This is a genomic window from Ochrobactrum sp. BTU2 (assembly GCF_024539785.1).
GTDB lineage: Bacteria > Pseudomonadota > Alphaproteobacteria > Rhizobiales > Rhizobiaceae > Brucella > Brucella anthropi.
This window is the reverse complement of sequence record NZ_JAHWRG010000006.1, coordinates 84809-109142: the sequence shown is the minus strand read 5'-3', so window position 1 is coordinate 109142 and position 24334 is coordinate 84809. Positions and strand designations below refer to the sequence as shown.

The following is a 24334-nucleotide window of genomic DNA, read 5'->3' as shown; positions in this document are numbered from 1 at the left end:
CAATCATCACGAACATTTTCTGCCGTCACTGCAATTATGAGCGGCGTTGCTCAGATCGCAATGCTTTCTTTTCGAGATATGCCCTGATCCCAAAATCTGCGCGATTTAAAAGAATATAATAATATACTTAGACATTATATAAGTATAACTAAAATATAATAGAGCTTATACGTCTTGTTAAGGCATTGACTGCTAGCATATTTTGATGAAATAACGGAATTATTTTAAAAATAGTGGCCTTGATTCCACCTTTTATTACGAGATGGAAAATGATGTTTCACTATAATGTTGATTAGAGATGTCTTTTTTGCGCGTTGCAACGCGCTTTTGCCAAGGGGCCTTACGGCATGAACGACTGCTGCTTTGCTGGAAAATTCCGCGACGAGAACACCCAGACCCGCGTTTCTCGGGAAGGTCGGATCGAGATGTCGATGCGTGGAATTGAACGTGCTCCTTGGGCGCGCGCTTTTACCTTGGGGCAGGCGAGCGGAGCTGTCGAAGGCAGGCTAGAGCGTGGCGGCAGTCTTTTGGCGCAGGTGGCGCTGGTGCTGGCGCTCTCTGTTTCCGGTCTGGCGCTAAGCAGTCATCGGGCGGCAGCGACGGACTATACGACCCAGGTGAAGAATACGAACCTGAATGCAGGTGACACTGTCACTACGACGGCTGACAGTGCCGATGGGTTTCGAGTTGATAATGGGACTACGATCACTGCTCTTGGCAATAACAAAATCACGACAAGCGGGGTCGATGCCTGGGGCTTGTTTGCAAAGGGTGCCAATTCCGTTCTGAATGCCACTGACGTCACTGTCATAACGACGGGTTCGACAGGTACGGCTGCGGGAGGGCGTTCTGGAGGTAAGGTGACCGTTAATGGCGGTACATTTACTGTCTCTGGAGATAACGCCTACGGGGGGTACGCCGATAGCGGCACCGTAAACTTAACGAATGTTGTGATTAATTCTCAGAGTACTACGGGTGGCGGAGGGGTATTGTCTGCTGGAGCGACGGGGGTAGCCAACTTAAATAAGGTTACCATCAGTACAACTGGCAATACAGCCTACGGTGTCCTTGTGAATACGGCCGGTAGCCTGACTTTATCCAATGGCAGCTCTATCACGACAGCAGGTGCCTATGGTGCTTATGGTGAAGAAGGGGTTCTGACAATTCAAGACAGCACCATCACCACAGGTGCTGCAACCGCAGTCTATTATACTGGCAAGAATGCGGGCTCCTCCCTTTCGATCACGGGCGCCACTACTCAGATTACGGCCACCGGGGGGGATGCTGTGGTTATTGCAGGCGGAAAAGCTGCAACAATCGGTGATGGCGTCACGATCACGGCCAAATCTGACGACAGAAGAGGTGTTTTAGTAAGCGGCGGTGGGCAGCTGACAATCGGTAGTGCGAATGTCTCGACGGAAGGCTCGGGCGGCCTTGGCCTTTATGCGACTGGAGCGGGCAGCTCAATTACGGCCACTGGAACACAGATTGAAACAAAGGCGACGGGGGCAGCCAGGGCACAAGCAGTCGTGGTTAACTATGGGGCCAGCATTACTCTTAAAAACGTCGGTATCTCGACTGTTTCCGCGAATGGACATGGTGTCTGGATACAGGGCGCCGGTTCAGATGTTCGGATGAATGCGGGGACTTCAATATCCACGACGGGGGCGACTGCATATGGTGTTCTCGTTCAAAATGGCGCCACCAAAACGTTCACGAGCGGAAATAGTGCCGATGCCTTGCCGGGAACAATGTCGATTTTGGGCAATAATGCGGCTGCGTTCGGGACCGTTGGGTCAGATGCTAATATTATTTTTGACGGAATAGACTTCGCCACCGCGTCGACCATCACGCTCGGAGATGGGGCATGGACGGTGATTTCAGCCAGCACGAGCGGTGTCGTTGAATTCAAGGGCGCCACCGCTGCAACCAACACCAGGCTGCTTGCACAAGGTTCAGGCACGCTTTCATTCACCGGGGCGGCTACGGCAGCCGGTGCCCGGGTCAAGACTGACGGAGCCGGTAGTGCGTTTGATATAAGCGGCAGTACGCGTACTACCGATTTTTCGATAGGCTCGCTGGAAGGAACAAGCGGCAAGGTCGTCTTGGGCGCGAATATGCTCACGATCGACGGTGCAACATCCACAAGCTACGCTGGCATTATTTCCGGCACAGGTGGATTGACCCGCGCCGGCACTGGCACGATCACGCTGACGGGTGCAAATACCTATTCAGGCGGAACGACTTTAAAGGGTGGTGTTCTCTCCGTTGCTGCCGACTCTGCCCTCGGGGCGATGACAGGTGGGCTGACGTTCAATGGTGGCACGCTTCAGATTACGGGAACGACTTACACCTCAACGAGCCGCGCGATCACGTGGGGTGCGGGTGGCGGCACGTTCGATGTGAGCACAGCGGGCAATACTTTCACTGTTGCCCAGAATCTTGGCGCGGGCGGTGCTCTGACCAAGATTGGTGCTGGCACATTGGTTCTGTCTGGAACCAATCAATATACGGGTGGCACGAATATCAATGGCGGCACGCTGGTTGCCGGTTCGAATGGCAATCTTGGCGCCACCTCTGGCGGTCTGAACCTCAACGGCGGCACGCTGCGTCTTTCGTCTGCCTTCGACAATGCGCGCGCCGTGACGCTTGGCGCAGGCGGCGGCACGATCGAAACGGTCACTGGCAGCAGCATTTTTTCAGGCGCCATCAGTGGCGCGGGTGCGCTGACCAAGACGGGCGCGGGCACGATGATTCTGACCGGCGCCGACAGCGCGACGGGGCCGACGACGGTTGCAGCAGGCGTGTTGCAGATCGGCAATGGCAGCACAACGGGTTCGATTGTAAGCAATATAGCCAATAGTGGTTCGGTGGTTTTCAATCGTTCCAATGACTTGGCTTATGCTGGCGTCATCAGCGGTGGCGGTAGTCTCACCAAGTTGGGTGCCGGAACGCTGACGCTTACGGGCGACAGCACCTATACGGGCGCAACAACGATTTCCGCCGGAACCCTGCAAGTCGGCAATGGCGGTACGACTGGCTGGCTTGCCAGCAACGCGGTCACGAACAACGGTGCATTGAACTTTAACCGCAGCGACAACAAGACCTATTCCGGTAGCATCAGCGGTACTGGCTCGGTGGTCAAGAGTGGAACCGGTACGCTCATTCTCGACGGTACGAACAGCTATTCCGGCGGGACGACCATCAGCGGTGGCACACTGCAGGTCGCCAGCGATGCCAAGCTTGGTGCGACAACCGGCAACGTGACACTGGATGGCGGCACGCTCAGCCTTGCAGGTACGATCACGTCCGGGCGTGCATTCAGTATTACCAACAAGAACGGCACAATCGATACGGGCACTGATGCGGATACGCTCAGTGGTGTTGTAAGCGGCGCAGGCAAGCTGACCAAAACGGGTAGCGGAACGCTGGTTCTGACGGGCGCCAATACTTACAGTGGTGGCACGACAATTTCCGCAGGTACATTGCAGCTCGGTAGCGGGGCGGCTGCTGGATCGATTACGGGAAATGTTGTCAACAACGCAACGCTGGCGTTCAACCGCAGTGACTCAAGTACATTCTCAGGAGTGGTCAGTGGTTCCGGTGTACTGAAACAAAGCGGCACTGGTACTACGATTCTGACTGGTGCAAACACCTATACCGGCAATACTGTGATTGAGCGTGGTGTGCTGCAGGTTGGTAACGGCGCAGCTACCGGCGCCATATCTGGTAGTGTCACCAACAGCGGCACTCTGGCGTTCAATCGTTCCGATTCCTACACGTACTCTGGCACAATCACCGGCACAGGTTCGTTGAAGCAAATTGGTACGGGCACGCTCATTCTGACGGGTGATAGCACCTATACTGGTCTTACGACGATTGACAGCGGTACGCTTCAGCTGGGCGCCGGCGGCACCAGCGGAAAACTCAACAGCGATATTGTAAACAATGCGGCGCTTATCGTGGACCGTTCGGACGATCTTTCTTATGACAAGAAGATCAGTGGCTCGGGTACATTTGAAAAACGCGGTGCGGGCAAGCTGACAGTCACCGGCAACAATGATTATGCAGGTACGACCACCATCTCGGCAGGTACGCTTCAGATCGGCAATGGCGGCGGCACTGGCTCTATCAACGGCGATATCGTCAACAACAGTAAATTGATTGTCGATCGCAGCAATAATATTGATTTCACCCATGTTCTCAGCGGCACTGGTACGCTGGAAAAGCAGGGCACGGGCAGCCTCACTGTAAGCGGAGACAACTCGGCCTTCTCCGGTGCCACGACGGTGAGCGCGGGGGGGCTTGTCGTCGACGGGAAGCTTGGTACCGGAACTGTTACGGTTGCGAGCGGTGCATCGCTTAGCGGTAATGGTAGTGAAGGTACTATCGGCGGCGATACGACGATCAACAGCGGTGGCATACTTATAGGAGCACAAGGTTCAACGCTTAACTTCGGAAGCAACCTGACGCTTGCTTCGGGAGGTGTGCTGAATGTGTCCTACGGTGCATTCGATGCCAGTGCGGGTACGCTGTTCAACGTTAGTGGCAATCTGAACTTAAACAACAATACAGTGAATATCAGTTCTCTCGGTGGTTTTGGCCCGGGTCAGTACAACCTGTTCCATTTTGGCGGAACGGTTTCTGGTACATTGCAAGTAGGCACTCTTCCACAAGGTGTAGTTGCTGGAGATATTGATCTCCATAGCGATGGCAATGATTTCTATCTCACAAATCATCAGGGAATGGTTCTCGGATATTGGGATGGTTCTGTAACCAGCTCTGGTTCATCGGTGACGGGGGGCGACGGTACCTGGGACGCGGCGACAACAAACTGGACAGATGTAGATGGCGGTCTGCATGCAAGTTGGGTTGCTACTCAATATGCGATGTTTAGCGGCCAAGCCGGTACGGTTACGGTTAGCGGTCCGGTTACTACTGCAGGTATGAATTTTTATACTGATGGTTATATAATTAACGGGGATCCACTGACGCTAGCAAGTGGTTCTACAGATGCGCCTATCATACGTGTGGGTGATGCCGGATCGTCAGACTTCTCGGCTACCATTAACGCGGTACTATCCGGTACAGACGGTATGGAAAAAACCGATCTTGGTACCCTGATACTCACTGCAGCCAATGATTACACGGGCCAGACCACCGTTCAGGCTGGTACGCTTCAGCTTGGGGACGGCGGAACGACCGGCAGCGTCACCGGCGGCATCACGTTGGGAAAATCAGATGAGGAATATATTCCAGTTCTGGCGATCGATCGTTCCGACAATTTCACGCTGGGCAACATAATTGATGGTCGCGGAACGCTGGTTCAGAAGGGCACTGGCGCGACGACGCTTGCCGGAGCCAATAGCTATAGTGGCGGCACGGATATTCTGGGCGGCAGCCTGATCGTTGCTGCCGACAATAATCTTGGCAATGTTGCAGGCGTCGTCGATATCGATGGCGGTGCACTTCAGTTTGCTGCTGATCTGTCATCGACGCGAGGTTATTCGATTGGCGCCTCTGGCGGTACCATCGATACAGGCACTTACAACGATACGATTACAGGTGTCATTGATGGCACCGGGCAATTCAACAAGTCGGGCACGGGAACGCTTGTTCTGGGCGGTGACAATACGTTCACCGGCAATTTGCATGTGAATGCTGGCACCTTGCAGATCAGCGACAATAGCAATCTGGGAAATCCCACGAGCCATTTGTATGTCAAGGATGCGACGTTGCAGTTTGGTGATGCTTTCATCATGACGCATGACCTGACGCTTGACGGCACCGGGGCGACAATTGATACGAATGGGAATGACAATTCGATTTCAGGCGTGATCGACGGAGGCAACCTTACCAAGACAGGTTCCGGCACACTTACCCTGACCGGTATCAACACCTATACCGGCGATACCGAAATTGATGGCGGTACGCTGGCGGTTTTTGAAGATGCGAACTTTGGCCAGGATGTCAGCAACAGCATTATCATCGGTGATGCGACCCTGCGTCTGGATGAAAGTTTTGATACCACGCGTGGCATCAAACTCACCAATGCCAATAGCACGATTGATGTTTTTGATGATGGCGTCAACACACTCACCGGCAAGCTGACCGGAACCGGTGCGTTGAACAAGGCTGGAACGGGTACCCTGGTTCTTAGCGGAACAAATGACTATCAAGGTGGAACCGATATCAAGGCGGGTATCCTGCAGATTTCGGACGATACCAATCTTGGTATAGCTACGGGAGCCGTCACGATTGACGGTGAAGCCGAACTGCAGTTCAGCCAGGGCGTGACGAGCGCCAGAGGCATTACGCTGGGAACGACGGGTTCCACTATTGATACCATGGCGGGTACCAGCACACTGAGCGGTGTCGTCGGTGGTGGTGAATTGCACAAGTCCGGCGTGGGTACACTCGTTCTTGCAGGGACCAATACCTACAAAGGCACGTTCCTTGACGGCGGTATCGTTCAGATCAGCAAAGATGAAAATCTTGGTGCAACCAGCGGTGCGGTCACTTTCAACGGTGGAACACTACAGTTGTCCGCTGATGTCACGACTGCAAGAGCCATGACAATCAACGATGCGGGAGGTCTGATCGACACCCAGGGCAATACGGGCACACTTGGTGGTATTCTCTCCGGCACTGGCGAATTGACGAAAGACGGCACTGGAACACTGGTTTTGACAAATGCCGGCAATTCCTACAGCGGCAATACCTTCATCAAGGAGGGTACGCTTCGTCTCAGCGGTGCTGGCTGGATAACAGGTGATGTGACCAATGATGGTACTCTCGAATTTAGCAGCAGTGCAGATCAGGAGTTTACCGGGGTCATTTCCGGAACGGGGTCGGTCGTTCAATCGGGAACGGGTACCACCATCACCCTTTCCGGTCAAAACGCCTATAGTGGCGGCACCTCGATCACGGCTGGAACACTTGCTATCAGCGAAGACGACAATCTGGGCACCGGTGCGCTAAGTATCGCCAACGGTGCGACCCTTAAGCTGACAAATTCTTTTGCGTTCAGCCACGCTGTTACTCTCAATGATGGTGGTGTTGTCGACACCGGAACGAACAGCAACACGCTTGCTGCTGTTGTATCCGGTACCGGTGGTCTGACGAAGACAGGTAGCGGCTTGCTTACGCTGTCGGGGACCAACACCTATGCTGGCGGCACGACGATCAACGGCGGTATTCTGCAGATCAGTGCCGATGCCAATCTTGGCGAGGCGAGTGGTTCCGTCACCATGGCTGGTGGCACCACGCTTGAGTTGGCAAATGGCGTTACAATGGACCGCACCTTCACGCTGAACGGGGATGCGACGATCCAGACTGATGAGGGAACATCGACGATCAGCAAGGTGATCAGCGGTGATGGCGGTCTCACGAAAGCTGGTGAAGGCGCGCTCGTACTCGAAGGTGTCAACACCTATAAGGGCGGTACGTCTATAAATGACGGTGTGCTGCAGGTCGGCAGCGATGACAATCTGGGAGCTTCGACAGGCAACCTCTCCTTCAATGGCGGCGAGCTCCAGATCACTGGCAGCGATTTCAAGTCGAACCGTGAGATTGCGCTTCAGGCCGCGGGCGGCACAATCGACACCTTGATGAACAGTCCAGAACTGGCGGGCGATATTACCGGTACGGGCGGACTGACTAAAATTGGCCTAGGCAAGCTTACGCTTTCGGGAACCAATACCTATAGTGGCGGAACGTCCATTGAGCAGGGAATACTGCAGATCGGCAGCGATGACGGTTTGCGCGGGAGTCTGACGGGCAATATCGAGAACAATGGCACTCTGATCTTCAACCGGGACACACTGACCTATGGAGGTGATATCGCCGGAAGCGGAAAACTGGAGCAGACTGGTGCAGGCACGACGATTCTGACAGGTTCTGCGGTTATCGACGGCGGTACGACCATCGATAGTGGTGGAAAGTTACAGATCGGTGATGGATCGAATAATGGTTCTCTCGCAGGCGATGTGTTGAACGATGGCACGCTCGCTTTTGATGCTGCTGCAGATACCAACATTAATTTTGATGATGTCTTAAGCGGTAGCGGCATTCTGGAGCAGAACGGGCAGGGATCGTCGACGTTCACGGCTGATAGCAGTGCCTTCGAAGGAACAACGAATGTCACCGCAGGAAGTCTCTATGTGAATGGCACCCTTGGCAGCGCAGCATCATCAATGAGTGTGGCAGCCGGTGGAACCCTTGGTGGTAGCGGCACAATCGGAGGCAATACCACGGTTGCCGGAATGCTGAAGGGCCAGGATGGCGCGACACTGACCTTCGGTGGTAGCCTGACTATGCAGGCAGGCAGCACGATACAGGTTGCTTACGGAGCTCCGAACAGCACAGGTCTGTTTAATGTTCAAGGTGCGCTGAGCTTCCAAGGCAGTACCGTGAATATTCAGGATTTTGGCGGTTTCGGCCCCGGAGCCTATCGCCTGTTTGATTATCAGGGCACAGCTACCGGAACCGATCCCGCAAACTTGAAGATAGGTACCGTACCGGGCGGCCAATCATCTGATGCCTATATTGTCTATGATGATGTTAACAAGCAAATAAACATTATGAACTCTGCTGGTGTTGTTCTGAATACCTGGAAGGGTGGCGACGGCACTTGGAACCAGACTGATCCGAGCTGGCATGACTCAAACGATCTAGGCATTACAGGTCTCTGGAACAACTATGAGTTTGCTCTCTTTAACGGGCCGGCTGGAACAGTAGCCGTTGATACGGGTATTCAAGCGTCCGGTATGGCGTTCCAAGCGGACGGATATAGTCTGACCGGTAACAATCCCATCACACTTGCTCATGACCCAAACACTCCCTCAACTGATAAACCCATCATTCGTGTAGGGGATACAACCGATGCCGGCAAGGCCATGACGGCCACGATCGCAGCGCCGATTGCTGGTACGGAAGGCCTGCAGAAAACCGATTATGGCACTCTGGTTCTAACAGGTGCCAACACCTATACTGGTGGAACGGATGTTCTGCAGGGTTCGCTTGAACTCGGCGACGGCGGCACGATCAATGAAGCTGATGGAATTTCCGTCGATGCCCAAGGGCCGCAGATAGCAACATTCGCTATTAACAAAACTGGAACATTTACCTTCGGTGGCGTGATCTCAGGGGCCGGTCAGTTTGCGCAGAAGGGTACCGGCGAAACGATCCTCACTGGGAACAACACTTACAGCGGCGGCACATCGATCACGGCCGGAACGCTTTCCGTAAGCAACGAGAACAACCTCGGCAATGTTAGCGGTCAGGTTAGTATTGACGGTGGGACTCTCAAATACAGTCAAGGCTTTGCCAGTGCCCGCGCCTTTGCTCTCGGAGCAGGCAACGGTACGATCGAAACGGATGACACGGTCAATGACACGATTGTTGACGGCGTTGTCTCAGGTAATGGCGGCCTGACGAAGAGCGGAGCTGGAACACTGGTTCTGGCCAAGGACAACACTTATGTTGGCGATACAACAATAGCTGGCGGCACGCTCCAGCTTGGTAATGGCGGGACAACCGGAAAAATCCTGGGCAATGTCAATACCGGTGCAGATGCAAACAATAACGGCACGCTTGTCTTCGACATGTCGAGCAATCCGGTCTTTGCGGGAACGATCAGTGGTTTCGGCAATGTCGAACAGTCCGGCAGTGACGCGCTGACATTGAAGGGCACCAACACCTATAGCGGTGGCACCACAATCAACAGCGGAACGCTGGCTGTTTCGGCTGACGCCAATATGGGCGACACAAGCGGTTCTCTGACAATCAAGAATGGCACGTTGCAGAATACCGCGCAGTTCACGATGGACCGTGATGTGGTTGTTGGCGATGCCGGAGCGACATTCCAGAACGATGCCGACCTGACATTGGCTGGCAATATGACCGGAACCACGGATTGGTCGAAGGATGGAAGCGGCAAGCTGATCATCAACGGTGACGCAAGTGCCGCTACCGGGACCGCGTCTGTCAACAACGGCTATCTGCAGGTCGACAATGAACTGGGCGGCAATGTAAATCTCGTCAACAGCACAGCCGGAGTTGGCGGTGCTGGCAAGATCGACGGCAATGTCGATGTGGCAAGCGGAACTCTCTACGGTAAAGGCGGGCAGACGCTGACTATCGGAGGTGATCTGACCCTCGCCGCTAATAGCACAACCAGCGTCCAGTGGGGCAGCGTGTCCCAGCAGGCTGCTTTCCATGTGGATGGCAGTCTGACGATGGATGGTACCCTCAATGTGGTCGATACTGGCGGTTTCGGTTCAGGGACCTACAAACTGTTCACCTATGATGGCACACTGACGGATGATGGCCTTTCGTTCGGTACCGTACCGGGAGGACAGGCGGCGAAGGACCGTATGTCGGTCGTGACCGCCTATACCGGCTCAGTCTATATCGTGAACACCTATGGCGCAAAGGTTCAGTACTGGAACGGGGAAGGGACTATCGCCGATATCGAAAGTGGTAACATTGTCGGAGGTGATGGTACCTGGAGCGCGACCAATAAAAACTGGTCCGACGATAAGGCCAGTGTGCTTGCGCCTTTCGATGATGGCTCATTCGCTTTCTTCGGTGGCAAAAAGGGTAATGTCACTGTCGATGACACTGCTGGACAGGTTAATGCGGCCGGTATGCGCTTCGTTGTCGATGGTTATGTGATTAATGGCGGCTCTCTCAACCTGACGAGCACGACGGGAGCGCCGATCATTGCGGTTGGCGATGGAACCGTCGATGGCGCCGCGATGACTGCAACCATCGGGTCCGTGCTTACCGGCAACCAGGGTCTCGATAAAACCGAACTCGGCAAACTGGTCCTTACCGGACAGAACACCTATACCGGCGGAACAACCGTCAGCAACGGTGTGCTCCAGCTTGGTGACGGAACCAACTCGGGTGACATAAAAGGTGACGTGACAGTTGCCAATGATGTTAACGGAGAGGGAACGTTGTCCTTCAAGCAGGGGGGGGACTACAATTTCGCCGGAAATATTGCCGGCGGTGGCAAGGTCACTCAGGACGGTGCGAATACAATTCTGACGTTGAGCGGAAACAACAGCTTCAGCGGCGGGCTGACGGTCAACAGCGGTACCGTAAAGGCGGGCAGTGACAATGCTTTCGGCACCGGGGTCCTGACTGTCGGGGATAATGGCAAAGTAGATCTCGGAAGTACCAGCAACACGGTTGGCGGTCTCAGTGGGGCCGGAACGGTCAACATTGGCTCAGGAACCTTCACCGTCAATGAAGCTGCGGACTCGACCTATAGCGGCGTATTGTCCGGCACTGGCAGCTTCACCAAATCCGGTGCGGCTGACCTGACGCTCACTGGTTCCAACCAGTATACCGGTGCAACGCTTGTCAAGCAGGGGACGCTGGCGCAGGGAAGCCAAGGTGCATTCAGTTCGGCATCGGCCTATACGACGACGCGCAACGGGACGCTGGATATTGGCGGGTACGATACGACTGTGGCCTCCCTCGACAATGGTGGCACTGTTACTCTGAGTGACATGACAGCCGGAACCACTCTGACGGTAGCTGGTAACTACACCGGCTCCAATGGCACCCTCGTCATCAACACGGTGCTTGGTGACGACAACTCCAAGACCGACAGATTGAAGGTTGCTGGTGACACCTCAGGCACTACCAATCTGCAAGTAGTTAATCGTGGTGGGCTTGGTGGCCAGACGGTCAACGGTATCGAAGTTGTCGATGTTGCCGGGCAGTCCAATGGTACCTTCTCGCTTGTCAGCGATTACACAACCAAGGATAACAAGAAGGCTATCTGGGCTGGCGCCTATGCCTATACACTGCAGCAAGGATCGGGCAGTGGTAACAAGGATGGTAACTGGTATCTCGTGAGCCGTTATGGTGATACGGAACCAAACAACCCAGACAACAATGGTCCCCGTTATGGCGCTGGCGTGCCGGTCTATCAGGGGTACGGCCAGAACATGCAGGCCTTGAACAAGTTGCCGACCTTGCAGGAACGTGTGGGCAACCGGTACTGGACGGGCGAGAATGGCGACGGCCAGACGAACGGCGCCATGGTCGACGGAAATGGCATCTGGGCGCGTATCGAAGGAGCGCATAACCGGCTTGAACCGCAAAGCGTCACCGGCATGAAGCAGGACATCAATACCTTCATCATGCAGGCAGGCGTTGACGGTCAGTTCTACGAGGATGACAACGGAAAACTGGTTGCTGGCATCACCGGGCAGTACGGTACGGCCCATGGCAATACCAGCTCGTTCTTCGGTGACGGCTATACCGACACGCGTGCCTGGAGCCTTGGTGCAACAGCGACCTGGTATGGCAACAATGGCTTCTATGTAGACACGCAGGGCCAGCTTACCTGGTTCGATAATGACCTGTCTTCCGATGATATGAATTCGGCACTGGCTACCGGCGCGAAGGCCTTCGGTTATGCCATGAGTGTGGAAGCAGGCCAGCGTGTCGCCATCGATGATCATTGGTCGCTGACGCCGCAGGCGCAGCTGATGTGGTCGTCGCTGGATGCGGACGCTTTCCAGGACATTATGGGTAACCGGGTTGGTCTCGACAATTCCAACAGCCTGACGGCGCGTCTTGGCCTTGCTGCAAACTACCGCAACGACTGGACGGGTGAAGACGGCCTCATGGTCAACACCTCGGTCTATGGTGTCGCCAACCTCTACCAGTCCTTCCTTGGCGGAATGCGTATCAACGTGGCCGGTGTTGATATCGACACCGACAACGACAAGACCTGGGCAGGCATCGGTGCCGGTGGCACCTATGCCTGGGCGGACCAGAAATACGCCGTCTATGGTGAGGGCTCGATCAACACCTCACTCAATCACTTCGCTGACAGCTATGCTCTTAAGGCAACCGTCGGCTTCAAGTTGAAGTGGTAAGACCCAGGCCTGGGCTATGAGCTCTGCAATCTGAGGCTCCCGAAACTCCAATGGAGGACCGGGAGCCTCACTTTGAATGCGAGAAAGGAAAGACCGATGGCGGCCTTTGTTGACGCGGGTGGTGACCTTGTCCGGTCCGAGCCGTTCATCGATCTGAGGTGGCGGCCTGGCACGCGCCTGACCATATCCAAGATTTGTACTGCGGGCATTTGCCCCTCTGGTCGAGGATATTTCTGGACAGTTGCCTACGCCGAAAGCTCTGCTGTGGTTCGCAGGCATCAGCACGGCCGGCATCGTTAGCATCGTGTAGCCACGCGGCGACTGTGTTGAGAGCGTGCTCATCGTAACGGACAAGGTTGCGCCGGGCCACGAACTGATTTCCATACCAGAATACAACACCAGCCAGTCAGGATAAAACCATGACCGATATTGAACACCTTCATCAATTGATCCTGAACCTTGCAGCGCGTCTGCAAGCAACCGAGGCGATAGCCAATGCGGCGATCTCCATGGTTTGCGCCATAGATGAAAAGAAGGGTGGCGCCCGGGAAAAGTTCCTCAAGGAAACCTTTCCGCTTCTTCTGCTGAATGCCGCTAATGCGCCGTCTCAAGCGACCAAGCCGGAACTGGACCAATGGCTGCGCCAGCGTGAGCAGGACTTCCTCAACGAGGATTTAAGCAAGATCACGGCCCAGATTGAGCAACTGCGCGGACAAACGAAAGCTACCGTCAATTAGAGCGTATTCCGAAAAGTGTGAAGCGGCTTTCGGACAAGATGCGCTTTAAAACAAACAAAGCGTCGATCTGAATCGATCAAATCGAAACGCGCCCTAACGCATTCGCCAGTCGCATGGAACTTCCACCATCGTCTGTAGGCGATGAAAACGATCAAGTGTCCCTGGCATTCATTACAGGGGCGCATCAAAACAATATTTTCACAAGGGCATTTCTATGAACTATCGTTATTCGTTCCTCTCCGCCGCCGCATTCTTGGCTCTCACGGCAACAGCTTCGGCAGCGCCGTTACCCGGAGGCGCCAGCACCCTCACAGAAACCTATCAGGACTGGTCCATCTCCTGCCAGGCGCAGAAAGAGAGCACAAACTGCATCATGAACCAGATGCAGAACTCCTCCCAGACTGGCCAGCGTGTCCTGACGGTCGAACTGCGCAATGTCGCTGGCGGCAAGGTTGAAGGCGTGCTTTTGATGCCGTTTGGGTTGAATCTGGCGAAGGGCGCCACATTGAAGATCGACGAGGGAGAAGCACCCGCGCTCACCTTCTCGACCTGCCTGCCGCAGGGTTGTCTGGCGCCACTTTCTTTCGATGCCAAGCAAGTCGGTAAGCTCAAGACGGCAGCCAATCTCAATATCACTGCCACCGCACTTGAACCCAGCCAGCCAGTTGCTTTCAAGGTCTCGCTCAAAGGTTTTGGAAGCGCTCTTGATCGCATTGCCGCTCTGACGAAATAAGCCGGGTTCAAAAATTCCTCTCTAGTTTCGCGCGTCGATCTGCTTCAAGCATATCGGCGTGCGAAGCAGAGCCGTTCCACATATTCTGAGTGTGACACCGGCAGAAACAGCAGCAAGGACGCGGGTTCAAAGATCAACCGAACGGGCATTTTGCCATATCTGTCGACCGTCAACGTTAGCCAGATCGCGTCAGAACCGAACTCATTTGAAAGTTCATACAATTCATTCTGCTCGGAAAGCGATAGAAGAGCCAGTCCCAGAACGGCTTAGCGGTCATCTTGGGCTTGGAAGGCAATGATCAGTCTTTAAAAGCGTTATATTCGCTCAGTTCCATGAGGCGGTAGAAATCGCCCAGCGTCTTGCCGCGTTCGGCCCGGAAGAGGCGGCCTGCGTCGCTGGCCTCAACGATACGGTCGGTCCGGAATGTGCGGAAAGCATTGCGCAATTCGCACCAGCCGATAACCGTCCAGACCTTGCCCCAGAACCACAGACCAAGCGGGCGAATATCACGCTCGCTTTCGCGCGATTCCAGATCTCGATAGCGGATATTGAGTACATTGCCCTGATCGACGGCGCGTTCCACCGCGTCGATGATACGGCGTTCGTCCATGCTGATGCGGGCCGTGGGCGCATGTATCTGAGTACTTGTGATACGAGCGCGTTCTTCCTTGGGCAGAACGGCTTCGATCTTGACCAGAGCCTCTTCTGCACCACGCGCCATGGAAACGCCGCCCCAGGCGCGGATGAGGCGCGCCCCGGCAACCAGAGCGACGATTTCATCGCGCGTGAACATAAGCGGCGGGAGTTCGAAGCCTTGCCGCAGAATATAGCCGACACCGGCTTCGCCATCGATGGGGACGCCAGTCGACTGCAGATCGGAAATATCGCGATAGATGGTGCGTTCGGAGACTTCCAGCCGCTCGGCCAGCTGGCGCGCGGTGACGAGCCTGCCACCGCGCAGGTGCTGAACAATCTGGAAAAGGCGGTCTGCACGGCGCATTCCGTTTTATTCTCCGTTGCAGTATTTGGTGTTGCGCTGTTCCAGATAGCGATCCGGCCAGCCCAGATCCTTGCGCAGGTCTTTCGGCAGTCCATCGATCACACGCTCGGTGCGAATGAAACGACGGCGTTCATCATGCCTGCGCCTGTATTCCTTCAAAACTGCGATCAATGGTGCGATTGCGAGTGCCATGGTGAAATCTCCCTCATCCTTGGATACGCAGTATCGCACACCCCTCCTGACAGCTTTCTGTCAGGAGCAAATCCTTATTTCATTATCTTCCTAATATAGCGGGGCCGCAACATCATGCCTTATAGCGTGGTGCTGCTGTATAGCTGAGGGGCAGACGCCCACCATCCGCATAGATGGTCTGGCCTGTTACATAGCTCGCATCCCGCGATGCAAGAAAAGACGCTATCGAAGCAATTTCAGAGGCTTGGCCTATGCGACCCAGTGGTGTTCTTGATAGAATCCTGTTGCGGGCATCGGCGTCTGTGTTCACGGCGGAAAGCATGTCGGTCTCGATGGAGCCGGGGCCGATGGCATTGACGCGAATCCCCCAACGGGCGAGCGCTACTGCCATGGTACGTGTCAGCTGGTTCAATCCGCCCTTGGAAACGGAATAGGCGAGCTGCTCCGGCAAACCGAAGATTGCGTTGACCGATGACATGTTGATGATCGTGCCTGGATCACCGCCCGATTCGACTCGCTCCACCATGCGTTTTGCCACGGCCTGTCCGCACAGAAACGCGCCTTTGAGATTGACACGCATGACACGGTCAAAATCCTCTTCCTTGAGGTCAAGGAAATCCGCCTGATGCACGATACCCGCGTTGTTGACGAGAATATCAACCTCACCCAGATTGGTGATGGTGAAGGTCAGGAGATTGTGGACATCGAGCTTGTCCCCCACATCCGCCGCCATATGGCGAACCGGGCCGAATTGCTCCAGATCCTTGGCTGCGCGCATGGCGGCGGCGTTGTCGATGTCGGACAGGACTACGCTTGCGCCATCCATCAGGAAGCGCTTTGCTATGGCATAGCCAATACCGCGGGCAGCGCCGGTGACGATTGCCACCTTGCCTTCTAATTGCATGATCGATCTCCAATTTGCATGGAGAGTGGACCGGCGGAAACCGCCGGTCAATAGTCGGGACGGTTAAGATCAGGCGAAGGCGAGACCGGTGTGACGCTCGCGCAGAACGGTGCTGATTTCGTCCAGAATAGCCGGATCATCGATTGTGGCCGGCATCTTCCATTCTTCGCCGTCGGCAATCTTCTGAATGGTTGACCGTAGAATCTTGCCAGACCGCGTCTTGGGCAGACGCTTTACGGTCAGCGCCAGCCGGAAGGCTGCAACAGGTCCGATGACGTCACGCACCATGCTGACGCATTCCTTCTCGACCTCTTGCGGATCGCGGTCGATGTTGGATTTCAGCACGAGGAAGCCGCAAGGCACCTGACCTTTAACCGGGTCCGAAATACCAAGCACAGCGCATTCGGCAACATCGGGATGGCTGGAAAGTACCTCCTCCATCGCCCCGGTCGACAGGCGATGGCCAGCGACATTGATGATGTCGTCAGTGCGGCTCATGATGTAGAGATAGCCATCTTCATCCATGTAGCCGGCATCGGCGGTTTTATAGTAGCCGGGGAACTCGTTCAGATAGGCTTTGCGGAAACGCTCATCGGCGTTCCAGAGTGTTGGCAGGCAACCGGGCGGCAGGGGCAGCTTGATGAGAACATTCCCGAGCTGGCCGCGCTCGACTTCGTGGCCTTCATCGTCCAGCACGCGGATATCGTAACCCGGAAGACAGACAGCGGGTGAGCCGTATTTGGTTTCCAGAAGACCGAGGCCGAGCGGATTGGCGACCATCGGCCAGCCGCTTTCCGTCTGCCACCAGTGATCGATCACCGGGCAGCCCAGCAGATTTTCTGCCCAGTGAATCGTGTCGGGATCGGCGCGTTCGCCAGCGAGATAGAGGGCGCGGAACTTTGAAAGGTCGTAGCGACGCACGAAATTGCCGTCCGCGTCGTCTTTCTTGATTGCACGCAGCGCCGTCGGTGCGGTGAACATTACTTCAACGCCATGTTCGGCGATGATGCGCCAGTAGGTGCCAGCATCGGGTGTGCCGATAGGCTTGCCTTCGAACAGGATGCTGGTCGCGCCATGGATCAACGGGGCATAAACGATGTAGGAATGGCCAACCACCCAACCCACATCGGATGCGGCCCACCATACTTGTCCCGGTTTCACGCCGAAGACATTCTTCATGGACCAGTCAAGCGCCACCATGTGTCCGCCGTTGTCGCGCACGACGCCTTTCGGCTCACCGGTCGTGCCGGACGTGTAGAGTACGTAAAGCGGGTCGGTAGCATCAACCGGCGTGCAGGGAACATGACGACCGCGCGCGGCATCAACGGCCTCGCGATAGTCGAGGTCACGTCCTGCTACCGGTTCGTGCCGGTGCTGCTCGCGCTGCAATATGATGCAATGATCGACTTTGTGCTGCGCAAGTGAAATCGCCTTATCGAGCATGGCCTGATAGGGCACGATGCGGGTAGGCTCGATACCGCAGGAACTGGTGATGATCATGACTGGCTTGGCGTCGTCAATACGGGTTGCGAGTTCAGTGGCGGCAAATCCGCCGAAGACGACGGAATGGACTGCACCGATACGGGCCGATGCCAGCATGGCGACAGCCGCTTCGGGGACCATCGGCATATAGATCAGAACGCGGTCGCCTTTCGATACACCATTGTCGAGCATGACGGCGGACAGCGCTTCCACTTCTTCCAGCAGTTCGCGATAAGTGAATTTGCGCATCGTGCCGGTGACGGGGCTTTCATAGATGAGCGCAACCTGTTCACCGCGCCCTTTGGCGACATGGCGGTCGAGCGCATTATAGCAGGTGTTGCACTGCGCACCCTTGAACCAACGTCCATAGACACCTTCGTCGCCCGCAAAAACCTGGTCCCATGGCTTGAACCAGTCGATTGCCTGCGCCGCTTCAGCCCAGAAACGTTCAGGATCGGCCTGCCATGCGGCATAGGTTTCGGCATATTTCGAAGTCATGCTCTTCCTCCCAGAAGCATGCGCAACGCCACCCGTCGGGCGGTTGTCGCTTCCTGATTAGTCTGCTGACGAAAGCGCAAGATCGACCTGTTCTGGTCTATCTCCTCCATGCGCTTTTCATCACCTCCGCATGCAGTTTACGCCGCCCGGCGGCGGCTCGTCCATGAAACTTAAGATGAAGATGGAACCTTGTCGGTAAAAGGGTTGTGTCTGTTACACGCATCTTGCAGCGACGGCCTGTCTGCGTCACAAGGAGGCAGAGAGGTGATTTGTGACCAAAATTCTGCCTGTGCTGCTTGTTCTTCTGATGGGGCTGCACATCATCAAACCGCTTGGCCTGCCGGGCCTGAAGCAGCGCGGCGATTTCTGGAAGATCGCAGTCATCGCCATATTGATCATGGCACTGGCGGTGGGGTTCCACTTGCACGAAGGCTGAAGAAAAGCCCGGCTGACATGGCCGGGCTCTTGTTTCTCAAGACAAGTCAGGCTGCTTTTTCAAGATCTTTTTTCCAGCCGCCGGTGGCAGCCAGACCGTTCATCTTTGCCCGATGTGCGAAAGCCCGCTGACCAGCAGCGATGTTTTCATCCTTGCCGCCCCAGGCGTCCAGCGCTGCCGCCTGCAGGGCACGGCCATAGGAGAAAGTCATTTTCCACGGCATGTCAAAGCCCGCATTCATCGCAGAAAGGTGGGCGGTCGCTTCCTCGCCTGTCTGGCCGCCGGAAAGGAAGGCGATGCCGGGCACTGCTGCCGGAACTGTGTTGCGGAAACAGCGGACAGTTTTCTCCGCCACTTCCTCGACGGAAGCCTTGCGCGTTTTCTTGCCGTCGATGACCATATTCGGCTTCAGGATCATACCTTCGAGCCTGACGCGAGCATCGTAAAGTTCCGTAAACACTGTCTTCAGAACCCATTCCGTCACTTCGTAACAACGGTCGATGGTATGATCGCCCGGTCGGCCGTCCATCAACACTTCGGGTTCGACAATCGGGACGATGTTTGCTTCCTGGCAAAGCGCTGCATAGCGGGCGAGCGCCTGTGCATTCTGTTTCACCGCGCCCCAGCTGGGCAGGCCATCGGAAATCGAGATCACTGCGCGCCATTTGGCGAAACGGGCTCCAAGTGCGTAATATTCATTGAGCCGTTCGCGCAGACCGTCCAACCCCTCTGTGATGGTTTCACCGTCGAAACCAGCAAGCGGCTTGGCACCAGCATCGACCTTGATGCCCGGAATAGAACCCGCCTTGCGGATGATTTCGACAAGCGGTGTATCATCCTTGGCCTTCTGCCTTATGGTTTCATCATAGAGAATGACGCCAGAAATATAGTTCTTCATCGCTTCGTCCGAGCGGAACAGCATTTCGCGATAGTCGCGGCGCGTTTCTTCCGTCGAGGCGAGATGAATCGAGTCAAAGCGCTTCTTGATGGTGCCCGAGCTTTCATCGGCGGCGAGAATACCTTTTCCTGCTGCCACCAGTGCAATCGCAATGTCTTCAAGACGTTCAGTCATATGCAATGCTCCTTCTATCAAAGCGATGAGGGAGTGTTGGTTAAAACTATGGCGAGCGCAAGCCATTGAAACGGTTGAAAAAAATTCAAACGGTTTAGGTGAAGCAAGTTTTCCTAAACGCCGTCAGATTGGTTATCTCAGGTTTTTCCCGAAACTCGTTTTGATATCCGCCTCTCAACCCCCATGTAAGAAACCAGTGAGAAAAACCTCGCCCGTTTTCCATTGTCCAGATTTGAGGAGGAGATATGCGACGCGCCCTTTTGAGCCTGCCGTTTGTTCTGGCAGCATCAATGGTTGTCCTGCCGGTGCTGGATGTTTCGGCTGAGAGCATCAATGCCGGTGGCAGGAAGGCCGAAGCAAGTGCTCCGTTTACTGCAACGTCGGTTGCCGAATTCGATACGCCCTGGGCTATCGCCTTTCTGCCCGATGGCAGACTTTTATTGACGGAGAAGGGCGGCAAGATTTTCATCGTCACGCAATCGGGTGACAAAACTGCTGTCGATGGTGTGCCGGAAGTGGCATTCAGTGGCCAGAACGGCCTGCTCGATATTGCGCCTGCTCCGGATTTCGAAAAGGGCAAGGCAGTCTACTTCTCCTATAACGAACCGGCGAAGAACGGCAGCAGCGTCGTTCTGGTGCGCGCTGTGCTGGATGAAGGTGACGGCAAGGCAGCGCTGCAGGACAAGACCACGATCTGGAAACAGGATGCGGTGGCTCGCGGCGGACAGCCGGGCGGCATTATTGCATTCGAGCCGGATGGCAAACATCTGTTCCTTTCCGTCGGCGACCGCATGTTGCCTGCAACCGCGCAGGACGATGAGGCTCCCATGGGGAAAATTCTCCGCATGAATCTCGATGGTTCCGTGCCGAAGGATAATCCGCATGCGGATGCGGGAGGTGTAAGGGCATTGACCTGGTCAACCGGCCATCGCAACCCGTACGGACTGGCCTTCGGCCCCGATGGAAAGCTCTGGGAGCACGAGATGGGCCCGCGTGGCGGTGACGAGTTCAATCTCATCAAGCCCGGTCTTAATTATGGCTGGCCTGTTGTTTCCAATGGCGACAATTATAGCGGCAGGCCGATCCCGCGCCATAGCACACGTCCGGAATTCGAGCCGCCATTGGTGTACTGGACGCCGGTTATCGCTCCGGCCGGGCTTGCCTTTTACGAGGGAGACATGTTCCCCGAATGGCGCGGCTCGGCTTTGATCGGAGGGCTTTCGGTCATGTCGCTGGTGCGTGTCGTGATCGACAAGGATGGCAAGGCGGACGAAGCCGAGCGCTTTGAAATGGAAAACCGTATCCGCGATGTGGCTGTCGGTCCCGACGGGGCCATCTGGCTGATCGAGGATGACAATCCGGGACGTCTCCTGAAGCTGACCCCCAAAGCATGAAGAAAAAGCCCCGGATTTCCGGGGCTTTATTTGTTCTTATACATTCTTCCGCGCAAAACCGCTTCACGCTTTTGCTGGAAATGCTCTACTTCTTCAGCACATCAACGCCGGGGAGGGGCTTGCCTTCCATCCATTCGAGGAAGGCGCCGCCTGCGGTCGAGATATAGGTGAAGTCGTCGGCTACGCCAGCATGATTGAGGGCTGCGACCGTATCGCCGCCGCCGCCGACCGAAACCAGCTTGCCAGCCTTGGTGCGGGCGGCGACGTGTTTTGCGGTCTTGACCGTCGCGGTGTCGAACGGACGCAGTTCGAACGCACCGAGCGGACCGTTCCAGACAAGCGTGGCCGCATCATCGATGGCCGAGGCGATCAGATCGGTCGAGAGTGCCCCGGCATCGAGAATCATGCCGTCGCTTGGAACTGCATCGACTCCATAGGTCTTGTTCGGCGTATCGGCTGCAAAGTGCCAGCCCACGACAGCATCGACCGGAAGGATGATCGCGCATTTGGTGGTTTCGGCCTTGGCCATGATTTCGCGGGCGGTGTGGGCCAGCTCGTGCTCGCAGAGCGATTTGCCGACATCGTGTCCCTGCGCTGCCAGGAAAGTATTGGCCATGCCGCCGCCGATAACGAGCGCATCAACCTTTTCGATCAGGTTGGACAAGAGGTCGAGCTTGGTCGAAACCTTTGCGCCGCCGACGATGGCGACAACCGGACGAGCCGGATTGCCAAGGCCCTTTTCCAGCGCTTCAAGCTCGGCCTGCATGCCGCGTCCCGCATAGGCGGGCAGGACGTGTGCGAGGCCTTCGGTCGAAGCATGGGCGCGGTGGGCAGCCGAAAACGCGTCGTTCACATAAAGATCGCCATTGGCTGCCAGAGCCGCGACGAATTCCGGATCGTTCTTTTCCTCGCCCTTGTGGAAACGGGTGTTTTCCAGAAGCAGGACATCGCCGTCCTTCAGTGCATCAACGGCGGCCTTGGCGTGTTCGCCGATGCAGTCTTCGGCAAAATGGACACTCCGGCCAGAAATATGGGGTCCCAGCACCTTGGAGAGCGGCTTCACGACATGCTTCAGCGAATTTTCGTCCGAAGCAACGCCCTTGGGGCGACCGAAATGGGCGAGCAGAACTACCTTTGCGCCTTTCCTGGAAAGCTCGGCAATGGTCGGAACGATACGCTCGATACGGGTCAGGTCGGTGACTTCGCCATTCGCCATCGGCACGTTGAGGTCAACGCGGACCAGTACGCGCTTGGACTTGACGTCAGCATCGTCGAGAGTGCGGAAACTCATGATCTTTCTCCCAGAACTGTCTTTCGGGTGCCGGTGGAGCAGGAGAGCTCAAACAGGCAGGCGCCGGAAAAGGGTTGGATAGTCGGTGACAAGCCCGTCCTCGTCGACGGGCAATTCGGCGGTGAAGGTGCGGTCGGCGGCCTCGTAGCGATAGCGCCGCCCTTCCTCAAGGCAGGTATAACGCTGCTGGTCGCGCAGCGGACGGAAACTGTCGAACGGCACGTAAAGCATGTCGAGCTGAACGGTGCCGCTTTCCGGTGTGAGGCCAAGGCGGCGGATGGGCAGCGTGTTGGTGAAGGGCGTTCCTGCCAGATCGATATCGATGCAGCCATCGAACTCCGGCAATGCATCGCCAGCCATCGTGCTCCAGCGACCGTCGCCGTCGGAAACAAGCTCCAGCCGGTGCCCGGCTGTAGTTTCGATCAGGAAATGGAGGACATGCCAGACGCTGTTGCAGTCGATGCTGTAGCGCACGCCGTAGGGATTGTCTCCGCGGTCGCCAATCACCACGCTTTCAGCACGGATCGTGCGGCCTGCGGGGCCGATATTGAGATGTTCGAGCCCTTCTCCTTCCAGCGGACGCCAGCGCGCAACGGTGGGGAGAAGGGCGCGAAACATGGTCGGAGGCTTAGATCAGCTTGCCAAAGGCGACAGCGGTATCGCCCATGCGGCTGGAGAAGCCCCATTCATTGTCGTACCACGACAGGATGCGCACCATGGTGCCTTCCATAACCTTGGTCTGGTCCGTGTGGAAGACCGAGGAATGGGAGTCGTGGTTGAAGTCGTGCGAGACGAGTGGCTCATCTGTGTAGCCGAGGATACCCTTGAGGCGGCCATTGGCGGCTTCACGGATCGCGTTGTTGACTTCATCGACGGTCGTTGCGCGCTTGGCGATGAAGGTCAGGTCGACAACCGAGACGTTCGGGGTCGGAACGCGGATGGCAACGCCGTCGAGCTTGCCCTTCAGTTCCGGCAGAACGAGGCCGACAGCCTTGGCTGCGCCCGTCGAGGTCGGGATCATCGAAAGAGCTGCTGCGCGCGCGCGGTAGAGATCCTTATGCATGGTGTCCAGCGTCGGCTGGTCGCCCGTATAGGAGTGGATCGTGGTCATGAAGCCCTTTTCGATGCCGATAGCATCGTTGAGAACCTGAGCCACGGGGGCAAGGCAGTTGGTGGTGCACGAAGCGTTCGAAATGACCAGATGGTCCTTGGTCAGCTTGTCATGGTTGACGCCATAGACGACAGTCAGGTCCGCGCCGTCGGCAGGAGCCGAAACGATGACGCGCTTTGCACCAGCTTCAAGATGAAGCGCAGCCTTGTCGCGCGAGGTGAAGATGCCGGTGCATTCCAGAGCGATATCGACGCCTTCTTCCTTCCACGGCAGTTCAGCCGGGTTGCGAACGGCATGAACCTTGATCGGGCCGTAGCCGACGTCGATGGTGTCGCCTGCAACCTTAACTTCCTTGGGGAAACGGCCATGAACGCTGTCATAACGCAGAAGATGTGCGTTGGTTTCGACCGGGCCGAGGTCGTTGATGGCCACGACCTGAATATCGGTGCGGCCCGACTCGACGATGGCGCGAAGGATGTTGCGGCCGATGCGGCCAAAACCGTTAATTGCGACGCGAACTGCCATTTTCTCTTAATCTCCCGATAGGGTACTGCACATGCAGTGCTTCAAAACTCCGTC

13 protein-coding genes are annotated in these 24334 nt (G+C 56.0%); 5 read left to right on the top strand and 8 right to left on the bottom strand.

Translation table 11 applies throughout. The features are described from left to right. Positions 1-347: 347 nt before the first annotated feature. The 3 genes from KWJ32_RS18995 (at position 348) to KWJ32_RS18985 (ending at position 14375) form a co-directional block, all read left to right on the top strand. Positions 348-12905: an autotransporter-associated beta strand repeat-containing protein gene (locus tag KWJ32_RS18995; RefSeq protein ID WP_151610309.1), complete on the top strand. Its 12558-nt coding sequence runs from the start codon at positions 348-350 to the stop codon at positions 12903-12905. Positions 12906-13324: 419 nt separating this feature from the next. After that, complete coding sequence (locus tag KWJ32_RS18990) at positions 13325-13642, top strand: hypothetical protein (protein ID WP_010661413.1); 318 nt, start codon at positions 13325-13327, stop codon at positions 13640-13642. A gap of 214 nt (positions 13643-13856) precedes the next feature. Next, on the top strand, positions 13857-14375 hold the full coding sequence (locus tag KWJ32_RS18985; protein ID WP_012091314.1) for an invasion associated locus B family protein: 519 nt from the start codon (positions 13857-13859) through the stop codon (positions 14373-14375). A 298-nt stretch (positions 14376-14673) separates the two neighbouring features. On the opposite strand, the gene KWJ32_RS18980 is transcribed toward KWJ32_RS18985, so the two are convergent. The 4 genes from KWJ32_RS18980 to KWJ32_RS18965 all read right to left on the bottom strand — a co-directional run bounded on the left by KWJ32_RS18980 (position 14674) and on the right by KWJ32_RS18965 (position 18451). Continuing rightward, positions 14674-15375, bottom strand: a complete 702-nt coding sequence (locus tag KWJ32_RS18980; RefSeq protein WP_010661411.1) for a YafY family protein — start codon at positions 15373-15375, stop codon at positions 14674-14676. Between the two features lie 6 nt (positions 15376-15381). Further along, a complete protein-coding gene (locus KWJ32_RS18975; RefSeq protein ID WP_012091315.1) occupies positions 15382-15567 on the bottom strand; it encodes a hypothetical protein in 186 nt (61 codons plus the stop codon). A 112-nt stretch (positions 15568-15679) separates the two neighbouring features. After that, entirely contained in the window at positions 15680-16471 is a 792-nt protein-coding gene (locus KWJ32_RS18970; RefSeq protein ID WP_010661409.1) for a glucose 1-dehydrogenase, read from the bottom strand. A 69-nt stretch (positions 16472-16540) separates the two neighbouring features. Then, positions 16541-18451 (bottom strand): propionyl-CoA synthetase, encoded by a 1911-nt coding sequence (locus tag KWJ32_RS18965; RefSeq protein ID WP_012091316.1) that lies wholly within the window; start codon positions 18449-18451, stop codon positions 16541-16543. Between the two features lie 271 nt (positions 18452-18722). On the opposite strand from KWJ32_RS18965, the gene KWJ32_RS18960 reads away from it, so the two are divergent. Beyond that, on the top strand, positions 18723-18887 hold the full coding sequence (locus KWJ32_RS18960) for a hypothetical protein (RefSeq protein ID WP_012091317.1): 165 nt from the start codon (positions 18723-18725) through the stop codon (positions 18885-18887). A gap of 46 nt (positions 18888-18933) precedes the next feature. Here the strand turns inward: KWJ32_RS18960 and KWJ32_RS18955 are convergent, their stop codons facing one another. Beyond that, the gene (locus tag KWJ32_RS18955) at positions 18934-19959 is read right to left on the bottom strand and encodes a class I fructose-bisphosphate aldolase (protein WP_012091318.1); all 1026 of its coding nucleotides are present in this window, start codon (positions 19957-19959) and stop codon (positions 18934-18936) included. Between the two features lie 245 nt (positions 19960-20204). On the opposite strand from KWJ32_RS18955, the gene KWJ32_RS18950 reads away from it, so the two are divergent. After that, on the top strand, positions 20205-21353 hold the full coding sequence (locus KWJ32_RS18950) for a PQQ-dependent sugar dehydrogenase (RefSeq protein WP_012091319.1): 1149 nt from the start codon (positions 20205-20207) through the stop codon (positions 21351-21353). An 85-nt stretch (positions 21354-21438) separates the two neighbouring features. Here KWJ32_RS18950 and KWJ32_RS18945 read toward each other — a convergent pair whose 3' ends face one another. From KWJ32_RS18945 to gap, 3 genes are read right to left on the bottom strand one after another with little or no spacing between them, the layout of a single operon-like run. After that, the gene (locus KWJ32_RS18945) at positions 21439-22644 is read right to left on the bottom strand and encodes a phosphoglycerate kinase (protein WP_012091320.1); all 1206 of its coding nucleotides are present in this window, start codon (positions 22642-22644) and stop codon (positions 21439-21441) included. 48 nt (positions 22645-22692) lie between these two features. Next, a complete protein-coding gene (locus KWJ32_RS18940) occupies positions 22693-23262 on the bottom strand; it encodes a putative glycolipid-binding domain-containing protein (protein ID WP_010661402.1) in 570 nt (189 codons plus the stop codon). Positions 23263-23272: 10 nt separating this feature from the next. Continuing rightward, positions 23273-24280 carry a type I glyceraldehyde-3-phosphate dehydrogenase gene (gap, locus tag KWJ32_RS18935; protein ID WP_010661401.1) on the bottom strand — a complete coding sequence of 336 codons (1008 nt, stop codon included), beginning with the start codon at positions 24278-24280 and terminating at the stop codon, positions 23273-23275. Positions 24281-24334 lie beyond the last annotated feature (54 nt).